This is a genomic window from Paracoccus zeaxanthinifaciens ATCC 21588 (assembly GCF_000420145.1).
GTDB lineage: Bacteria > Pseudomonadota > Alphaproteobacteria > Rhodobacterales > Rhodobacteraceae > Paracoccus > Paracoccus zeaxanthinifaciens.
This window is the reverse complement of record NZ_ATUJ01000015.1, coordinates 1-14569: the sequence shown is the minus strand read 5'-3', so window position 1 is coordinate 14569 and position 14569 is coordinate 1. Positions and strand designations below refer to the sequence as shown.

The following is a 14569-nucleotide window of genomic DNA, read 5'->3' as shown; positions in this document are numbered from 1 at the left end:
GTGATAATGCCCCGCAGCACGATCCGCCAAATCAACGGTTCGTCAACCGCGATCCCGAAGGGCGCTGCGTGCCGGATCGGCAACAGGCTTGATTTCGGTATGCCGTCGCATACATTGAACCTTAACGCCCTTGCGACGCTTCGTTCTATCGGGCTAGCAAGGATGTGAGCCGGACCCATCCACATTCGCAGACAGGGAGGCCCTGATGCCTATTCAGACTGGAACCGATACGGCCAAGACGCGTCGCACGCTGACGGCGGGCGACCAGCAGGTCGATTACTACTCGATCGCGGCAGCAACCGAAGCCGGGCTGGGCGATTTCTCGAAACTGCCGGCGGCGCTCAAGGTGGTGCTGGAAAACATGCTCCGCTTCGAGGATGGCGGCCGCACGGTTTCGCTCGACGATATCAAGGCCTTCGCGGAATGGGCCGAAAAGGGCGGCAAGAACCCGCGAGAGATCGCCTATCGCCCCGCGCGCGTGCTGATGCAGGACTTCACCGGCGTGCCGGCGGTGGTCGATCTGGCCGCGATGCGCGACGGGATCAACGCCCTGGGCGGCGACGCGCAGAAGATCAACCCGCTGAACCCGGTCGACCTGGTGATCGACCATTCGGTCATGATCGACGAATTCGGCAATCCGCGCGCCTTCCAACGCAATGTCGAGCTGGAATACGAACGCAACATCGAACGCTATACCTTCCTGAAATGGGGCCAGAAGGCGTTCAACAATTTCCGCGTGGTCCCGCCCGGCACCGGCATCTGCCACCAGGTGAACCTTGAATACCTGGCCCAGACCGTCTGGACCGACACCGACCAGGACGGCCGCAGCGTCGCCTATCCCGACACGCTGGTCGGCACCGACAGCCACACCACCATGGTCAACGGCCTTGCCGTTCTGGGCTGGGGCGTCGGCGGGATCGAGGCCGAGGCCGCGATGCTGGGGCAGCCCATCTCGATGCTGATCCCCGAGGTCGTCGGCTTCAAGATCACCGGCGCGCTGAAGGAAGGCGTGACCGCGACCGACCTCGTGCTGAAGGTGACGCAGATGCTGCGCGCGCATGGCGTGGTCAGCAAGTTCGTCGAATTCTATGGCGACGGGCTGTCGAACATGCCGCTGGCCGACCGTGCGACCATCGCGAACATGGCGCCGGAATACGGCGCGACCTGCGGCTTCTTCCCGATCGACCAGGAAACGCTGCGCTATCTTGAACAGACGGGTCGCGACAAGGACCGCATCGCGCTGGTCGAGGCCTATGCCAAGGAAAACGGCTTCTGGCGCGACGAGGCCTACGAGCCGGTCTATTCCTCGACGCTGCACCTGGATCTGGGCGATGTCGTCCCGGCCATCTCGGGGCCGAAGCGCCCGCAGGACCACACCCCGCTGGACGAGGCCGCCGATGCCTTCACCAAGCTGATCCGCGGCATCCGCTTCCCCGACGCCCCCGATGCCGAGGAAGAGAAATGGACCCGCGAGGGCGGCGCGCGCGAACCGGGCTATGTCCCCGGCGGACGCCACGAGGGCTTTGCCGAGGCCGAGGTCGAGGGCGAGGATTACAAGCTGCATGACGGCAGCATCGTGATCGCCTCGATCACCTCCTGCACCAACACCTCGAACCCCTATGTGATGATGGCCGCGGGCCTCGTGGCCCGCAAGGCGCGAGAGCTGGGCCTGAACCGCAAGCCTTGGGTCAAGACCTCGCTGGCGCCGGGGTCGCAGGTCGTCAGCGAATACCTGGAGGCGGCGGGCCTGCAGGACGATCTGGACGCCATCGGCTTCGACCTCGTCGGTTACGGCTGCACCACCTGCATCGGCAATTCGGGGCCGCTCCAGCCCGAGATATCGAAGGCGATCAACGACAACGACCTGGTGGCCGTGTCGGTCCTGTCGGGCAACCGCAACTTCGAGGGCCGGATCAGCCCGGACGTGCGCGCGAACTATCTGGCCTCGCCGCCGCTGGTCGTGGCCTATGCGCTGGCGGGCGACATGAACATCGACCTGACGCGCGATCCGCTCGGGACCGACAAGGACGGGAACCCCGTCTATCTCAAGGATGTCTGGCCCAGCTCTCACGAAGTGTCCGAGATGGTCCACAGCGTGGTCACGCGCGAGATGTTCCAGTCGAAATACGCCGATGTCTTCAAGGGCGACGAGCGTTGGCAGGCCGTCGAGGTCACTGACAGCGAGACCTACGACTGGCCCGCAAGCTCGACCTACATCCAGAACCCGCCCTATTTCCAGGGCATGTCCAAGGATCCGGGCACGATCAGCGACATCAAGGGCGCGCGCGTCCTTGCGCTCTTGGGCGACATGATCACGACCGACCACATCAGCCCCGCCGGTTCGTTCAAGCCGAACACCCCCGCAGGGCAGTACCTGACCGAGCGGCAGGTCGCACCGCGCGACTTCAACAGCTATGGCTCTCGTCGTGGCAACCACGAGATCATGATGCGCGGCACCTTCGCCAATATCCGCATCAGGAACGAGATGCTGGACGGGGTCGAGGGCGGCTTCTCGAAGGACGCCAAGGGCAACCAGGCGGCGATCTTCGACGCGGCCATGTCCTATGCCGAAAGCGACACCCCGCTGGTGGTGATCGGGGGCGCGGAATACGGTGCGGGCTCCAGCCGCGACTGGGCGGCCAAGGGGACGAACCTGCTGGGCATCAAGGCCGTCATCGCCGAGAGCTTCGAGCGCATCCACCGCTCGAACCTGGTCGGCATGGGCGTGATCCCGTTCGAGTTCACCGACGGCGACACGCGCCACACGCTGAACCTGACCGGCGACGAGCAGATCACCATCGAGGGGCTGGAGGGCGACTTCAAGCCGCTGGCGATGGTGCCCTGCACGATCAAATATGCCGATGGCACCGAGAAGCAGATCCAGCTGAAGGCCCGCGTCGATACCGAGGTCGAGATCGACTATCTCAAGAACGGTGGCGTGCTGCATTACGTGCTGCGCAACCTCGCCGCAGCCTGATCTGCCGACGATGCGAAAAAAGGCCCCCGGTTTCGCGACCGGGGGCCTTCTTCATGCGCGCCGTTCACCCGCCGATGGCAATGCCTTCGCGGCGCGGATCGGCCCCGCCCTGCAACCCGTCGGGCGTGATGACGATCCCCTGCAGCCCCGAGGTCAGGTCGCCCTCGTTCAGCTCGAAGCCCATGCCGGTCAGCGCCTCGGTCAGGTCCGTGGGCAGGCCCGGTTCGACATCCATCGTCCCGAAACGGTTGAGGATGTTCGGGCTGGCCACCGCCTGCTGCACATCCATCCCCCAATCCAGATGCGCGACGATGGCCTTGGCGACATAGCCGATGATGCGGCTGCCGCCGGGCGATCCGATCACCATCGCGGGCGCGCCGTCCTTCATCACGATGGTCGGCGCCATCGAGGACCGCGGACGCTTGCCCGGTGCCAGCGCGTTGGCGATGGGCCAGCCGTCGTCGTCATGGGTCGAGAAGCTGAAATCGGTCAGCTCGTTGTTCAGCAGGAAGCCGTTGGTCATCACGCGCGACCCGAAGCCGTTCTCGATGGTGGTGGTCATCGACAGGGCGTTGCCATCGCTGTCCACGATCGAGATATGCGTGGTCGAGGGCAGCTCGATCGCGTTGTCCTGCCCCCAGAGGCTGGCATGGCTCCATCCCGGCTGGCCTGCGCTGACTTCAGGCAGGGCGTCGTCGCCCGCCAGCAGTTCGGCGCGCTTGGCCAGATAGGCGGGGTCGATCAGCCCCTCGGTCGGCATGGCCACGAAATCGCTGTCGGCCATGAAGCGGCCACGATCCGCGAAGGCCAGGCGCGAGGCATCGCCGATCAGGCGCCAGCTTTCGGGGTTCTCGGCGCCAAGGGACGCCATGTCCTGCCCCTCGAGCATGCCCAGGATCTGCCCGACCGTCAGCCCCCCGGACGAGGGCGGCCCCATCCCGCAGACGTCATGCGCGCGGTATTCCACGCAGACCGCCGGACGCTCGATCACGCGATAGGCCGACAGGTCGCCCGCGGCCAACACGCCGGGATTGTCCGCGACCCCGGTGACGGCGGCGACGATGTCGCCCGCGATCGGCCCCTCGTAGAAGGCGTCGGCCCCGTCCATCGCCAGGGCCTGCAGCGTCGCGGCATAGGCCGGGTTCTTCAGCACCGACCCCGCCGCGACCGGCTGACCGCCCGGGAAGAAATAGGCATCGGTCGCGGGATGGCCGCGCAGGTCGTCGCCCTCGTCCGCGACGGCGCCCGCAAGGCGCGGGGACACGGTAAAGCCGTCATTCGCCAGCCGGATCGCGTCGTCGAACAGGCCCGACCAGTTGGCGCGACCCCATTTGCGGTGCGCGACCTCCAGCAGGCGCGGGGTGCCGGGCGTGCCGACCGAACGCCCGCCGATCACGGCGTCCATGAAGCCCATCGGCTCTCTGTTCTGGTCCTGGAACAGCGTGGGCGTCGCGGCCATCGGCGCGGTCTCGCGCCCGTCCAGCGTCGTCACCTCGCCCGTCTCGGCATCGTACCACACGAGGAACGCACCCCCGCCCAGCCCCGAGCTTTGGGGCTCGACAAGGCCCAGCACCGTCTGCACCGCAACCATCGCATCGGCAGCGGTTCCGCCGGCCTCGAGCACCTTGGCACCTGCCTCGACCGCCAGCGGATGGGCTGCGGCGACCATCCAGTCCTGTCCCACGACCGGGCGGCCCTCGGATTTCGCGGCCAGCGCGTCCTGCGCCGCCTGCCCCAGTTCACCGAAACCGTCGGCGATCACCTCGGTGCCGCTTGCGCCTTCGGGTGCCACGCCGTCGGCGGCCTGCTGGGCCCCCGCCATCGCCGCACTGCCCAGCAAGAATGCCAGCGTCAGACCCCTGTGCATCATCTTCCCCCTTCGCCCATGTCGAATGATGGGGGCAGTCTGACGCGGGTCGGATCAGTCCGCAACCGACAGTTGTTGCTGGTCTCGTGCTTCCTGCAGGATCGGCAGGAAACGCCGCTCGAAATCGTCGCGGATGAGCGGACCGGCATGGCGATGCAGGATGCGCCCCTGCCCGTCGACGATGAAGGTCTCGGGCGGGGCGGTCACGCCCCAGTCGATGGCCCCGCGCCCCTTCGGGTCGGTCGCGATCGCGGCAAAGGGATCGCCGTCCTCGGCCAGAAACTCCAGCGCGTCGTCCGGATCGTCCTTGAGGTCGATGCCGTAGACCGGCAGTTCCCCCGCAAGCTGCATGAGGGTCGGATGCTCGGCCCGGCAGGGCGGGCACCAGCTGGCCCAGAAGTTCACCAGCTTCACGCCCGGCTGGCGCAGCATGTCGTCGGTCAGCTGTTCCTTGCCCGGCAGGGTCGTCTGCGGCAGCGCGGGGGCCTCGCGGCCCTGGAACGCGGATGGCAGCTGGTCGTCGCGCCCCATCCCCCACAGGAACATCGCGGCCAGCCCGGCAAAGACCACGGGCGGGATCAGCACGACCGGAGAGATCCTAGCCATCGCGTTCCTGCCTTTCCAGATCGCGCCGCGCACGCGCATTCGCCGCGACGCTGTGCCAGATCAGACCGCCCAGCAGGACCAGCGACACGCCATAGGCCCCGATCACGGCGCCCGCGTATTTTCCCAGATCGATCACGAACGAAGCTCCCTCGCCTGAAGGGCGGCCAGCCTGCGCCTGCGGATCTCGGTCCGGGTGCGGATCAGGATCAGCGCCAGCGACAGCGCTGCGAAGCCCAGCATCGCCAGGTACAAAGGATAGCGATAGACCGCCGACATCCGTTCCCCCGAGGCGACCGACAGCGACGCGCCCTGGTGCAGCCCCTGGTTCCAGAACAGCACGGCATATCGCGACAGCAGCGCGAAGACCGACCCGACAAGGCACAGGACGCCCGTCAGGTCGGCGGCGCTGTCGGGATCCTCGATCGCGGACCACAGCGCGACATAGCCCAGGTAGAACAGGAACAGGATCAGGAACGAGGTCAGCCGCGGATCCCATTCCCACCACGTCCCCCACATCGGCTGTCCCCAGATCGCGCCGGTGGCCAGCGCGATCAGCGTCATGACCGCGCCGACCGGTGCCGCCGCCCGGGCGGCAAGCGCGCTGACATGGTGCCGCCGCACGATCCAGATCACCGAGGCCACGAGCATCATGACCCAGACGTTGATCGCCATCATCGCGGCGGGCACGTGCATGTACATGATCTTGACCGTCGATCCCTGCCGGTAATCGTCGGGCGTGAGGAAGCCCCAGACCACGCCGCCCACGGTCGCCGCGACCGCCACGGGCAGAAGCCAGGGCAGCATCGCGCCGGTGGTGCGCATGAACTTGGCGGGGTTGGCGTATTCCCAGATGGACATGGCTTTCCTTATCCCGATGCCGCGCGCAGGCTCAAGCGGTCATCGCAGGTTGACGCGCAGCGCGGCAGCGGCGGCAAAGGGGATCAGCGCGGCGCTGGCCAGCGTGATCCCCGCGATCAGCGCAACGGGGGCCGCGACCGGCGCGCCTTCGGCACCGCGGCGCGTGATCTCGGCCCCGAAGATCAGCGTGGGGATGTACAGCGGCAGCACCAGCGCCGACATCAGCAGCCCGCCGCGCCGCAGCCCCACGGTCAGCGCCGCCCCGAAGGCCCCCAGCACCGACAGCGCGGGCGTTCCCAGCAGCAGCGACAGCACCAGCCAGGGCATGGCCGCGAAGGGCAGTTGCAGCAGCAGCCCGAAGACCGGGGCCGCGACCACCAGCGGCAGGCCCGTCGTCAGCCAATGGGCCAGCGCCTTGATCGCGACGACCCCTTCCAGCGGCAGCGGCGACGTGGCCAGCAGGTCCAGGCTGCCATCCTCGTGATCCAGCGCGAAGATGCGGTCCAGCGACAGCAGGCAGGCCAGAAGCGCGCCGACCCACAGGATACCCGGCGCGACCGCCGCCAGCCCGGCGCGTGCAGGCCCGATGCCGAAGGGCACCAGCACCGTCAGGATCAGGAAGAAGCACAAGCCCAGCCCGAAGCCCCCGCCCGCGCGGATCGCAAGGCGCAGATCGCGCAGCAGAAGCGCCCTCATCCGAAGGCCTCGTTGAAGCTGGAGGGGCGCGCGACCCTGCCCGGCGCCGCGCGATGGGCGCGCAGGTCGAGCACCCTGGCGGGCAGGTCCAGTTCCAGATGACTGGCGATGATGGCGATGCCGCCCTGCCCCAGATGCGCGCGCAGGACATCCGTGAAACGCGCCACCGATCCGCGATCGAGCGAGACCGTAGGTTCGTCCAGCGCCCAGATCGGGCGGCCCGTCACCGCCAGCCGCGCAAGGCCCAGACGCCGCCGCTGCCCCGCCGACAGCCTTGCGGCGGGTCGCCCTGCCAGATCGGCAAGGTCGAACCGCGCCAGCACGCCCCGGTCGCTGCCACCGAAGACCCGCGCCCAGAAGGCAAGGTTCTCGGCCGCGGTCAGGGTCGGTTTCACCGCATCGGCATGGGCGGCATAGGCGATGGACTCCTCGGGGGCCTCGATCGTCCCCGCGGCGGGCGGCTGAAGCCCCGCGATGGTGCGCAGAAGCGTCGTCTTGCCCGCGCCGTTCGGCCCCTGCAGGATCAGCGCATCGCCCGCGCTCAGATCCACGTCCACCCCCTCGATCACGCGCAGGCCCCCGCGGGACACCGCCAGATCGCGGGCGCGCAGCCGGATCACAGCGGCAGAAGCGCGCAGGCCACGCGCCTGCCCTCGGACAGGGTCACGTTGTAGGTGCGCGCCGCCGTGGCCGAGGCCATGGCCTCGACCCGGATGTCCAGCGCCTTCAGTTCCTCGACCAGCTCGCGCGGGGCATAGGCGATCTCTGCCCCCATCCCCAGGAACAGCACGTCCACGCGGCCCGCAAGACCGCGAAGGGTGGCCCGGTCGTCCAGCCCACCCCATTCGCTTATCCGGTCGCCCTCGACCACGATGGCCCCGTGATGGACGTTCCCGGCCACGCGGAAGAAACCCGGCCCATACCCGTCCACCGCGTTCTGACCGTCGAAATCCGTGGGGCTCAGCATGGATCAGACCTCCTCGGCGCCCTCGAAGGGCGAGACGTTCTTGCGCTTCTTGGGGTCCTTGGGATCGGACTTGTCCCAGTCGCGCTTGACGCCCAGCCACAGCACGAAGTTCTTCGCGACATAGATCGAGGAATAGGTCCCGATCAGGATGCCGAAGGTGATCGCGAAGACGAAGCCGCGGATCACGTCGCCGCCCAGCACCAGAAGCGCGATCAGCGCCAGAAGCGTCGTCCCCGAGGTCATGACCGTCCGCGACAGCGTCTCGTTGACCGACAGGTTCATCAGGTCGCGCAGGGGCTTGGTCTTGTACTTCATCAGGTTTTCGCGAAGCCGGTCGAAGACGACGACGGTGTCGTTGATCGAATAGCCCACGATGGTCAGAAGCGCCGCGATGGTGGTCAGGTCGAAGCGGATCTGGAACAGCGCGAAGATGCCCATGGTGATCAGCACGTCATGCAGAAGCGAGATGATCGCTCCGATCGAGAACTGCCATTCGAAGCGCAGCCAGATATAGATCGAGATGCCGACCAGCGCCGCCAGCACCGCATAGATCGCGGTGTTGATCAGTTCGCCCGACACCTTGGGGCCAACCGATTCCACCGATGCGAACTCGATCGAGGGGTCGACCTGCTGAAGGGCGCCGCGCACCTCCTCGATGGTGGCGGGGGTCACGGCCTCGGCCCCGTCCTGGGCACCGATGCGGACCTGCGCCACGTTGCGTTCGGGACCGAAGCTGGGGTCGAAGACCTGCGTGATGGCGACGTCGCCCAGGTCCAGCGGCTGGATCGCGTCGCGATAGGCGCCGACATCGACGGGCTGGACAGCCTCGGTCCGGATGGTCGTGCCACCGCGGAAGTCGATGCCGAAGTTCAACCCGTTCAGGAACAGCACCACCACCGATGCCAGCATCAGGATGGCCGAGAACCCGAAGGTCACGAACTGCCAGCGGAAAAAGTCGATCTTGGTCTCGTCGGGGACCAGTTTCAGACGGAATGCCATGTCAGACCTCGATCTTCTTCGGGCGGGCGCGTTCGAACCACATCACGGTGATCAGCCGCGTCACGTAGAGCGCGGTGAAGACCGAGGTGACGATCCCGATGGTCAGCGTCACGGCAAAGCCCTTGACCGGGCCGGAGCCCAGCACGAACAGGATGCCCGCGACGATCAGCGTGGTGATGTTGGCGTCCACGATGGCCGACATGGCCTTCTCGTAACCCGCCTCGATGGCGCGGGCGGGGCCGCGGGCGGTCTTCAGTTCCTCGCGGATGCGTTCGAAGACCAGCACGTTGGCATCGACCGCCATGCCGATGGTCAGCACGATCCCCGCGATGCCCGGCAGCGTCAGCGTCGCGCCGATGGCCGACAGGATCGCGAACAGCAGCACCATGTTGAAGGCCAGCGCGACGGTCGCGAAGACGCCGAACATGCCATAGCTGCCGATCATCAGCGCGACGACCAGCACGAAGCCGACGCCCGCCGCGACCTTGCCCGCGTCGATGCTGTCCTGCCCCAGTTCGGGACCGACGGTCCGTTCCTCGAGGAAGGTCATCTCGGCCGGCAAGGCGCCCGCGCGCAGCAGGATCGCCAGCTGGTTCGCCTGGTCGAAATCCATCGAGCCCGAGATCTGTCCCGAACCGGTGGTGATCGCCTGGCGGATGACCGGGGCCGAGATGACCTCGTTGTCCAGCACGATGGCGAAGGGCTGGCCGACATTGGCCGAGGTATAGGACCCGAAGGCGCGCGCGCCCGTCGGGTTGAAGCGGAAGTTGACCGAGGGCAGCCCGTTCTGGTCGGTGGCGGGCAGCGCATCGACCAGGTCCTCGCCCGTGACGACGGGCGTGCTGTCGAGGATGTAGTACACCCCCTCCTGGTCGATCGAGGGCGCGACGGTCTGGCCGACGCCCGCCTGGGCATCCGCATCGCCGGTCGTTCCCACGACGGGGTTGAAGGTCAGCTGCGCGGTGGTGCCGATCAGCTCCTTCAGCTCGGCGGCCGAACCGATGCCCGGCACCTGGATCAGCACGCGATCGGTGCCCTGGCGCATGATCGTGGGTTCACGCGTGCCGACCTCGTCGACGCGGCGGCGCACGATCTCCAGCGTCTGCTGGATGGTGCGGTCGTCGGTCACGGCCTTCTCGGCATCCGACAGCGCGATCGACAGGGTCGCGCCGCTGCCGGTGATGTCCAGCGTCTGCTGGCCCGCGCCGGTCAGCGTCGTGACCGGGTCGGAAAATTCGCGCGCGATCTCGACCGCGCGGGCGATCTGGTCGGGATTGCCGATCTCGACGCGCAGCTCGCCCTCGGGGGCATCCACGCGGCGGATCGCGCCGACCGTCTCGCGGTCCTCGGCCAGGGCGCGGCGAAGCTCGGGCCACAGTGCGTCCATGCGCGACTTGTAGACCTGGTCCACCTGGACCTCGCCCAGCAGGTGCGCGCCGCCCCGAAGGTCCAGCCCCAGATTGACCAGCCCCGCCGGCAGCCAGGACGGCCATGCGTCGCGCGCCGCCAGCAGCTCGGGCGTTTCCACGCCGCTGGCCTCGATCTGGGCAGCGGCGTCGTTATGCGCCTCGACGCGGGCATAGAAGGCGTTGGGCAGCGCATAGAGCAGCCCGAGAAGGCAGATCCCGAGAATCAGGATGCGCTTCCAGCGGTCGATCTGAAGCATCTGGCTTGCGCCCCCTCAGCTGTTCGCGGCGACGGGTTCGGTCTTGCCCAGAACCTGCGCCACGGTGCTGCGGACGATGCGGATGCGCACGCCCTGCGCGATCTCGACCTCGACCTCGTCGTCGCGGACGGTCGCGACCTTGCCGATGACGCCGCCCTGGGTGATGACCTGATCGCCCTTCTTCAGGTTCGCGACCATCTCGCGGTGCTGCTTGGCGCGCTTCTGCTGCGGGCGGATCATCAGGAAATACATGATCGCGAAGATCAGGATCAGCGGGATGAACTGCGCGAACGCGTTACCTGCGCCGGCACCTGCGGCCTGGGCGTAAGCGGGGGTCACGAACATCGGTATTCCTTTCGCAAGAAGGCCCCGGCGAAAAGGCGGGGCCATGTCTGGGTCGGCACGGACCCTAGCCGCGCCGACCGCCATTGGCAAGAAAGCGCCCCGCCCCCGAAGGGCGGGGAAACGTCAATTTGAGCGGCGCGTCAGGCGGCGGGCTGGGCGCGTTCGACCAGCCGCGCGAAGAAGCTGGCGCCGACGGGGGCGACCTCGTCGTTGAAATCGTAGTCGGGGCTGTGCAGGCCCGCGGTGTCGCCCTGCCCCATGAACAGGTAGCAGCCCGGCAGCTCGTTCAGCATGTAGCTGAAATCCTCGGCCCCCATCTCGCGCCCGCCCTGGTCGCTGACGGCGGCGTCGCCCGCGATCTCCCGGGCGACGGCGGTGGCGAAATCGGTCTGGGCGGGGTCGTTCACCGTCGCCGGATATCCTTGGACATAGTCCAGATCGACGCTGAGGTCATAGGCGGTGGCCTGCCCCTCGCAGATCTGGCGGATGCGGCGGGCGACCATCTCGCGGACATGGGGCGCGAAGGTGCGGACAGTGCCGTTGATATAGGCGCTGTCGGGGACGATGTTCTCGGCGCTGCCCGCATGGATCTGCGTGACCGAGATCGCAAGATCGTCCAACGAGTAATGGTTGCGGCTGGAGATGGTCTGGATGCCGCTGACGATGGCCACGGCCGCGACGATGGGATCGACCGTCAGATGCGGCATTGCCCCGTGGCCACCCTGCCCCTTCACGTTGATCTCGAACGTGTCGACGGCGGCCATGATCGGACCGGGGGTGGTGACGAAACTGCCCGGCGCCTGGCCGGGATTGTTGTGCATGGCGAAGACGCGCGTGATGCCGAAGCGTTCGATGATGCCTTCCTGCACCATGATGTCGGCCCCGCCGCCATCTTCCTCGGCGGGCTGGAAGATCAGCGCCACGCGCCCCGCGAAGTTGCGCGTCTCGGCCAGATAGCGGGCGGCGCCCAGCAGCATCGTCGCATGGCCGTCATGCCCGCAGGCATGCATCCGCCCCGGCACGGTCGAGGCCCATTCCGCGCCCGTCGCCTCGTGGATGGGCAGCGCGTCGATATCGGCGCGCAGGCCGATGGTCGGCCCCTCGGCCCGCCCCTCGATGATGGCGACGATGCCGCTGCGGGCGATGCCCTCGTGGATCTGGTCCACGCCGAATTCGCGCAGGCGGTCGGCGATGAAGGCCGCCGTTCCGTGGCAGTCGAAGCCCAGTTCGGGATTGCGGTGCAGGTGGCGGCGCCATGCCGTCATGTCGTCGGTGAAATCGGCGATGCGGTTGATCACGGGCATGTGGACAGGCGTCCTTCCTTGTGGCAGTCGAAACGCACCTTCCTGTTGCGCAAGGGGATTTGCAATGCCCGACGACCGTTCCGAACGCCGCGATCCGGCGGTCGAGATCACCCGCCTCATCGGCATCATGTCCGACCTTCGCGATCCGCAGACGGGCTGCCCCTGGGATATCGAACAGGATTTCGCGACCATCGCCCCCTATACCATCGAGGAGGCCCACGAGGTCGAGGACGCGATCGAGCGCGAAGCCTGGGACGAACTGCCGGGCGAGCTGGGCGACCTGCTGCTGCAGGTGGTGTTCCACGCGCAGATGGCATCCGAGAAGGGGATGTTCGACTTTGCCGATTGCGCGGCCTCGATCAGCGACAAGCTGGTCTTCCGCCATCCCCATGTCTTCGGCGACGAATCCCGCGACAAGTCCGCCGAACAGCAGGTCAAGGACTGGGAGGCGATCAAGGCGGTCGAACGCGCGGGCAAGGCCGAACGCGGCACGCTGGACGGGGTGGCCCTCGGGCTGCCCGCGCTGACCCGCGCGATCAAGCTGCAGAACCGCGCTGCGCGTGTAGGCTTCGACTGGCCCGAGATCAGCGGCGTCACCGACAAGATCACCGAAGAGGTCGCGGAACTGGTCGAGGCCCGCGACACCCTAGGCCAGGATCAGGTCGAGGAGGAGTTCGGCGACCTGATGTTCGTGATGGCGAACCTTGCGCGCCACCTGAAGGTCGATCCCGAACAGGCCCTGCGCCGTGCGAACGCCAAGTTCACCCGCCGCTTCGCCGCCATCGAGGAGGCGCTGGCCCGCGACGGCCGCCGCCCCGAGGACAGCGACCTGGCCGAGATGGACCGGCTGTGGGATGCGGCCAAGCGGGCCGAGAAGGCCTAGGCCGCCTCGGTCACGGCGGCCAGCGCGGCATCGTAATCGTCCAGCGTGCCGCGCGACGAGGCCTCGGACAGGATGCGCTTCCAGCCGCGCGCGCCCGCGCGCCCGTGGAACAGGCCCAGCATGTGGCGCGTGATCTGGTGCATCTTGCCGCCCGCCGACAGATGCGCCCCGATCCGGTCGCGCATCGCGACGGCCACCTCGGACGGGTCGGAAAAGGGCGGCGTGTCGCCCCACAGCGCGTCGGCCTGCCCCATGATGTTCCACGGCTCGTGATAGGCCGCGCGGCCGACCATCACCCCGTCCATCGCGTCCAGATGCGTGCGCACCTGGTCCAGCGACGCGATGCCGCCATTGATCGACAGGTGCATCTGCGGGAAGCGCGCCTTCATGGCGTGGACCAGCGGATAGTCGAGGGGCGGAACCTCTCGGTTCTCCTTGGGCGAGAGGCCCTGCAGCCAGGCCTTGCGGGCATGGATGGACATGCGTGCAACGCCCGCATCGGCCATGCGCGCGACGAAGGCGGGCAGCACCTCGGACGCTTCCTGGTCGTCCACACCGATGCGGCATTTCACCGTCACCTCGACCGGGCTTGCGGCCTGCATCGCCTGCACGCAGCGGGCCACGAGGTCGGGATCCTTCATCAGCACCGCACCGAAGCAGCCCGACTGGACGCGGTCGCTCGGGCAGCCGACATTCAGGTTGATCTCGTCATAGCCCCAGTCGGCGGCGATGCGGGTCGCCTCGGCCAGCTCGTCGGGATCCGACCCGCCAAGCTGCAGGGCCAGCGGATGCTCGGCCGCGTCGAAGTCCAGCAGGCGCGGACGGTCGCCATGGATCACCGCCGGTGCCGTCACCATCTCGGTATAGAGCAGCGCGTTGCGCGACATCAGCCGGTGGAAGAACCGGCATTCGCGGTCCGTCCAGTCCATCATAGGTGCAATGCTAAGCTTGGCAGAGTCCCAAATAACTGTATTCATTTGATTTTCTACCATTTAGACCGCCAGATAGAGCTTCAACTTCATGTATGATCTTGCATGTTTTTGCGTATGACTGCATCATGTATGACAAGGAAATCATACTCGCCCGATGGAGTCATATGCTTGGCAACAATAGCCGAACGCAAGCGCAAGAACGGCACAATAAGCTACTTGGTGCAGATCATCAAACGCCGCTACGGACACAAGGAGTCTAGGACGTTCGACAGTCGGCGGGCTGCCGAGGCATGGGCCAAGAAACGTGAGAAAGAGATACAGGAGGACATTTACGCGGGACGCCCCATCGTCAGTCAGAAGATAGCGCAGAAGACCCCAGGGTCAGGACCCATTAATTTTCTTGATGCCGTCCTGTCGGCGTGATTCACGCTCCCAAACAGGTGGGGGCATCATGAGTAATCTTTTCTGG

Annotated in this window: 14 protein-coding genes; 2 read left to right on the top strand and 12 right to left on the bottom strand. The window is 67.0% G+C overall.

Features of this window, described 5'->3' with window-relative positions:
• Positions 1-205: 205 nt before the first annotated feature.
• On the top strand, positions 206-2977 hold the full coding sequence (acnA, locus tag F804_RS0112780; protein ID WP_022708139.1) for an aconitate hydratase AcnA: 2772 nt from the start codon (positions 206-208) through the stop codon (positions 2975-2977).
• A 64-nt stretch (positions 2978-3041) separates the two neighbouring features.
• On the opposite strand, the gene ggt is transcribed toward acnA, so the two are convergent.
• The 11 genes from ggt to F804_RS0112725 all read right to left on the bottom strand — a co-directional run bounded on the left by ggt (position 3042) and on the right by F804_RS0112725 (position 12285).
• The gene (gene ggt, locus F804_RS0112775) at positions 3042-4847 is read right to left on the bottom strand and encodes a gamma-glutamyltransferase (protein WP_022708138.1); all 1806 of its coding nucleotides are present in this window, start codon (positions 4845-4847) and stop codon (positions 3042-3044) included.
• 51 nt (positions 4848-4898) lie between these two features.
• Positions 4899-5450, bottom strand: a complete 552-nt coding sequence (locus tag F804_RS0112770; protein ID WP_028725959.1) for a DsbE family thiol:disulfide interchange protein — start codon at positions 5448-5450, stop codon at positions 4899-4901.
• Entirely contained in the window at positions 5443-5586 is a 144-nt protein-coding gene (ccmD, locus tag F804_RS0112765) for a heme exporter protein CcmD (protein ID WP_022708136.1), read from the bottom strand. Before ccmD ends, F804_RS0112770 begins: the two co-directional genes overlap by 8 nt.
• Complete coding sequence (locus F804_RS0112760; protein WP_022708135.1) at positions 5583-6308, bottom strand: heme ABC transporter permease; 726 nt, start codon at positions 6306-6308, stop codon at positions 5583-5585. Before F804_RS0112760 ends, ccmD begins: the two co-directional genes overlap by 4 nt.
• Before the next feature lie 39 nt (positions 6309-6347).
• Positions 6348-7004: a heme exporter protein CcmB gene (gene ccmB / locus F804_RS0112755; protein ID WP_022708134.1), complete on the bottom strand. Its 657-nt coding sequence runs from the start codon at positions 7002-7004 to the stop codon at positions 6348-6350.
• Complete coding sequence (gene ccmA, locus F804_RS0112750) at positions 7001-7621, bottom strand: heme ABC exporter ATP-binding protein CcmA (RefSeq protein WP_028725958.1); 621 nt, start codon at positions 7619-7621, stop codon at positions 7001-7003. The genes ccmB and ccmA overlap by 4 nt, the downstream gene beginning before the upstream one ends.
• Positions 7621-7971 carry an Mth938-like domain-containing protein gene (locus F804_RS17700; RefSeq protein WP_022708132.1) on the bottom strand — a complete coding sequence of 117 codons (351 nt, stop codon included), beginning with the start codon at positions 7969-7971 and terminating at the stop codon, positions 7621-7623. The genes ccmA and F804_RS17700 overlap by 1 nt, the downstream gene beginning before the upstream one ends.
• 3 nt (positions 7972-7974) lie before the next feature.
• Positions 7975-8970 carry a protein translocase subunit SecF gene (gene secF / locus F804_RS0112740; RefSeq protein ID WP_022708131.1) on the bottom strand — a complete coding sequence of 332 codons (996 nt, stop codon included), beginning with the start codon at positions 8968-8970 and terminating at the stop codon, positions 7975-7977.
• A gap of 1 nt (position 8971) precedes the next feature.
• Positions 8972-10636 (bottom strand): protein translocase subunit SecD, encoded by a 1665-nt coding sequence (gene secD, locus F804_RS0112735; RefSeq protein ID WP_022708130.1) that lies wholly within the window; start codon positions 10634-10636, stop codon positions 8972-8974.
• Between the two features lie 15 nt (positions 10637-10651).
• Positions 10652-10981 carry a preprotein translocase subunit YajC gene (gene yajC, locus F804_RS0112730; protein WP_022708129.1) on the bottom strand — a complete coding sequence of 110 codons (330 nt, stop codon included), beginning with the start codon at positions 10979-10981 and terminating at the stop codon, positions 10652-10654.
• 140 nt (positions 10982-11121) lie between these two features.
• Complete coding sequence (locus F804_RS0112725; protein WP_022708128.1) at positions 11122-12285, bottom strand: M20 aminoacylase family protein; 1164 nt, start codon at positions 12283-12285, stop codon at positions 11122-11124.
• A gap of 64 nt (positions 12286-12349) precedes the next feature.
• On the opposite strand from F804_RS0112725, the gene mazG reads away from it, so the two are divergent.
• The gene (gene mazG, locus F804_RS0112720) at positions 12350-13168 is read left to right on the top strand and encodes a nucleoside triphosphate pyrophosphohydrolase (RefSeq protein ID WP_022708127.1); all 819 of its coding nucleotides are present in this window, start codon (positions 12350-12352) and stop codon (positions 13166-13168) included.
• Here mazG and dusA read toward each other — a convergent pair.
• Positions 13165-14160 carry a tRNA dihydrouridine(20/20a) synthase DusA gene (gene dusA, locus F804_RS0112715; RefSeq protein WP_051142381.1) on the bottom strand — a complete coding sequence of 332 codons (996 nt, stop codon included), beginning with the start codon at positions 14158-14160 and terminating at the stop codon, positions 13165-13167. The genes mazG and dusA overlap by 4 nt on opposite strands.
• Between the last annotated feature and the right edge of the window lie 409 nt (positions 14161-14569).

Coding starts and splice junctions, on each gene's coding strand:
- F804_RS0112770 (WP_028725959.1), bottom strand. CDS start 5,450: ATGGCTAGGATCTCTCCGGTCGTGCTGATCCCGCCCGTGGTCTTTGCC.
- ggt (WP_022708138.1), bottom strand. CDS start 4,847: ATGATGCACAGGGGTCTGACGCTGGCATTCTTGCTGGGCAGTGCGGCG.
- mazG (WP_022708127.1), top strand. CDS start 12,350: ATGCCCGACGACCGTTCCGAACGCCGCGATCCGGCGGTCGAGATCACC.
- secD (WP_022708130.1), bottom strand. CDS start 10,636: ATGCTTCAGATCGACCGCTGGAAGCGCATCCTGATTCTCGGGATCTGC.
- yajC (WP_022708129.1), bottom strand. CDS start 10,981: ATGTTCGTGACCCCCGCTTACGCCCAGGCCGCAGGTGCCGGCGCAGGT.
- acnA (WP_022708139.1), top strand. CDS start 206: ATGCCTATTCAGACTGGAACCGATACGGCCAAGACGCGTCGCACGCTG.
- F804_RS17700 (WP_022708132.1), bottom strand. CDS start 7,971: ATGCTGAGCCCCACGGATTTCGACGGTCAGAACGCGGTGGACGGGTAT.
- secF (WP_022708131.1), bottom strand. CDS start 8,970: ATGGCATTCCGTCTGAAACTGGTCCCCGACGAGACCAAGATCGACTTT.
- F804_RS0112760 (WP_022708135.1), bottom strand. CDS start 6,308: ATGTCCATCTGGGAATACGCCAACCCCGCCAAGTTCATGCGCACCACC.
- dusA (WP_051142381.1), bottom strand. CDS start 14,160: ATGGTAGAAAATCAAATGAATACAGTTATTTGGGACTCTGCCAAGCTT.
- ccmB (WP_022708134.1), bottom strand. CDS start 7,004: ATGAGGGCGCTTCTGCTGCGCGATCTGCGCCTTGCGATCCGCGCGGGC.
- F804_RS0112725 (WP_022708128.1), bottom strand. CDS start 12,285: ATGCCCGTGATCAACCGCATCGCCGATTTCACCGACGACATGACGGCA.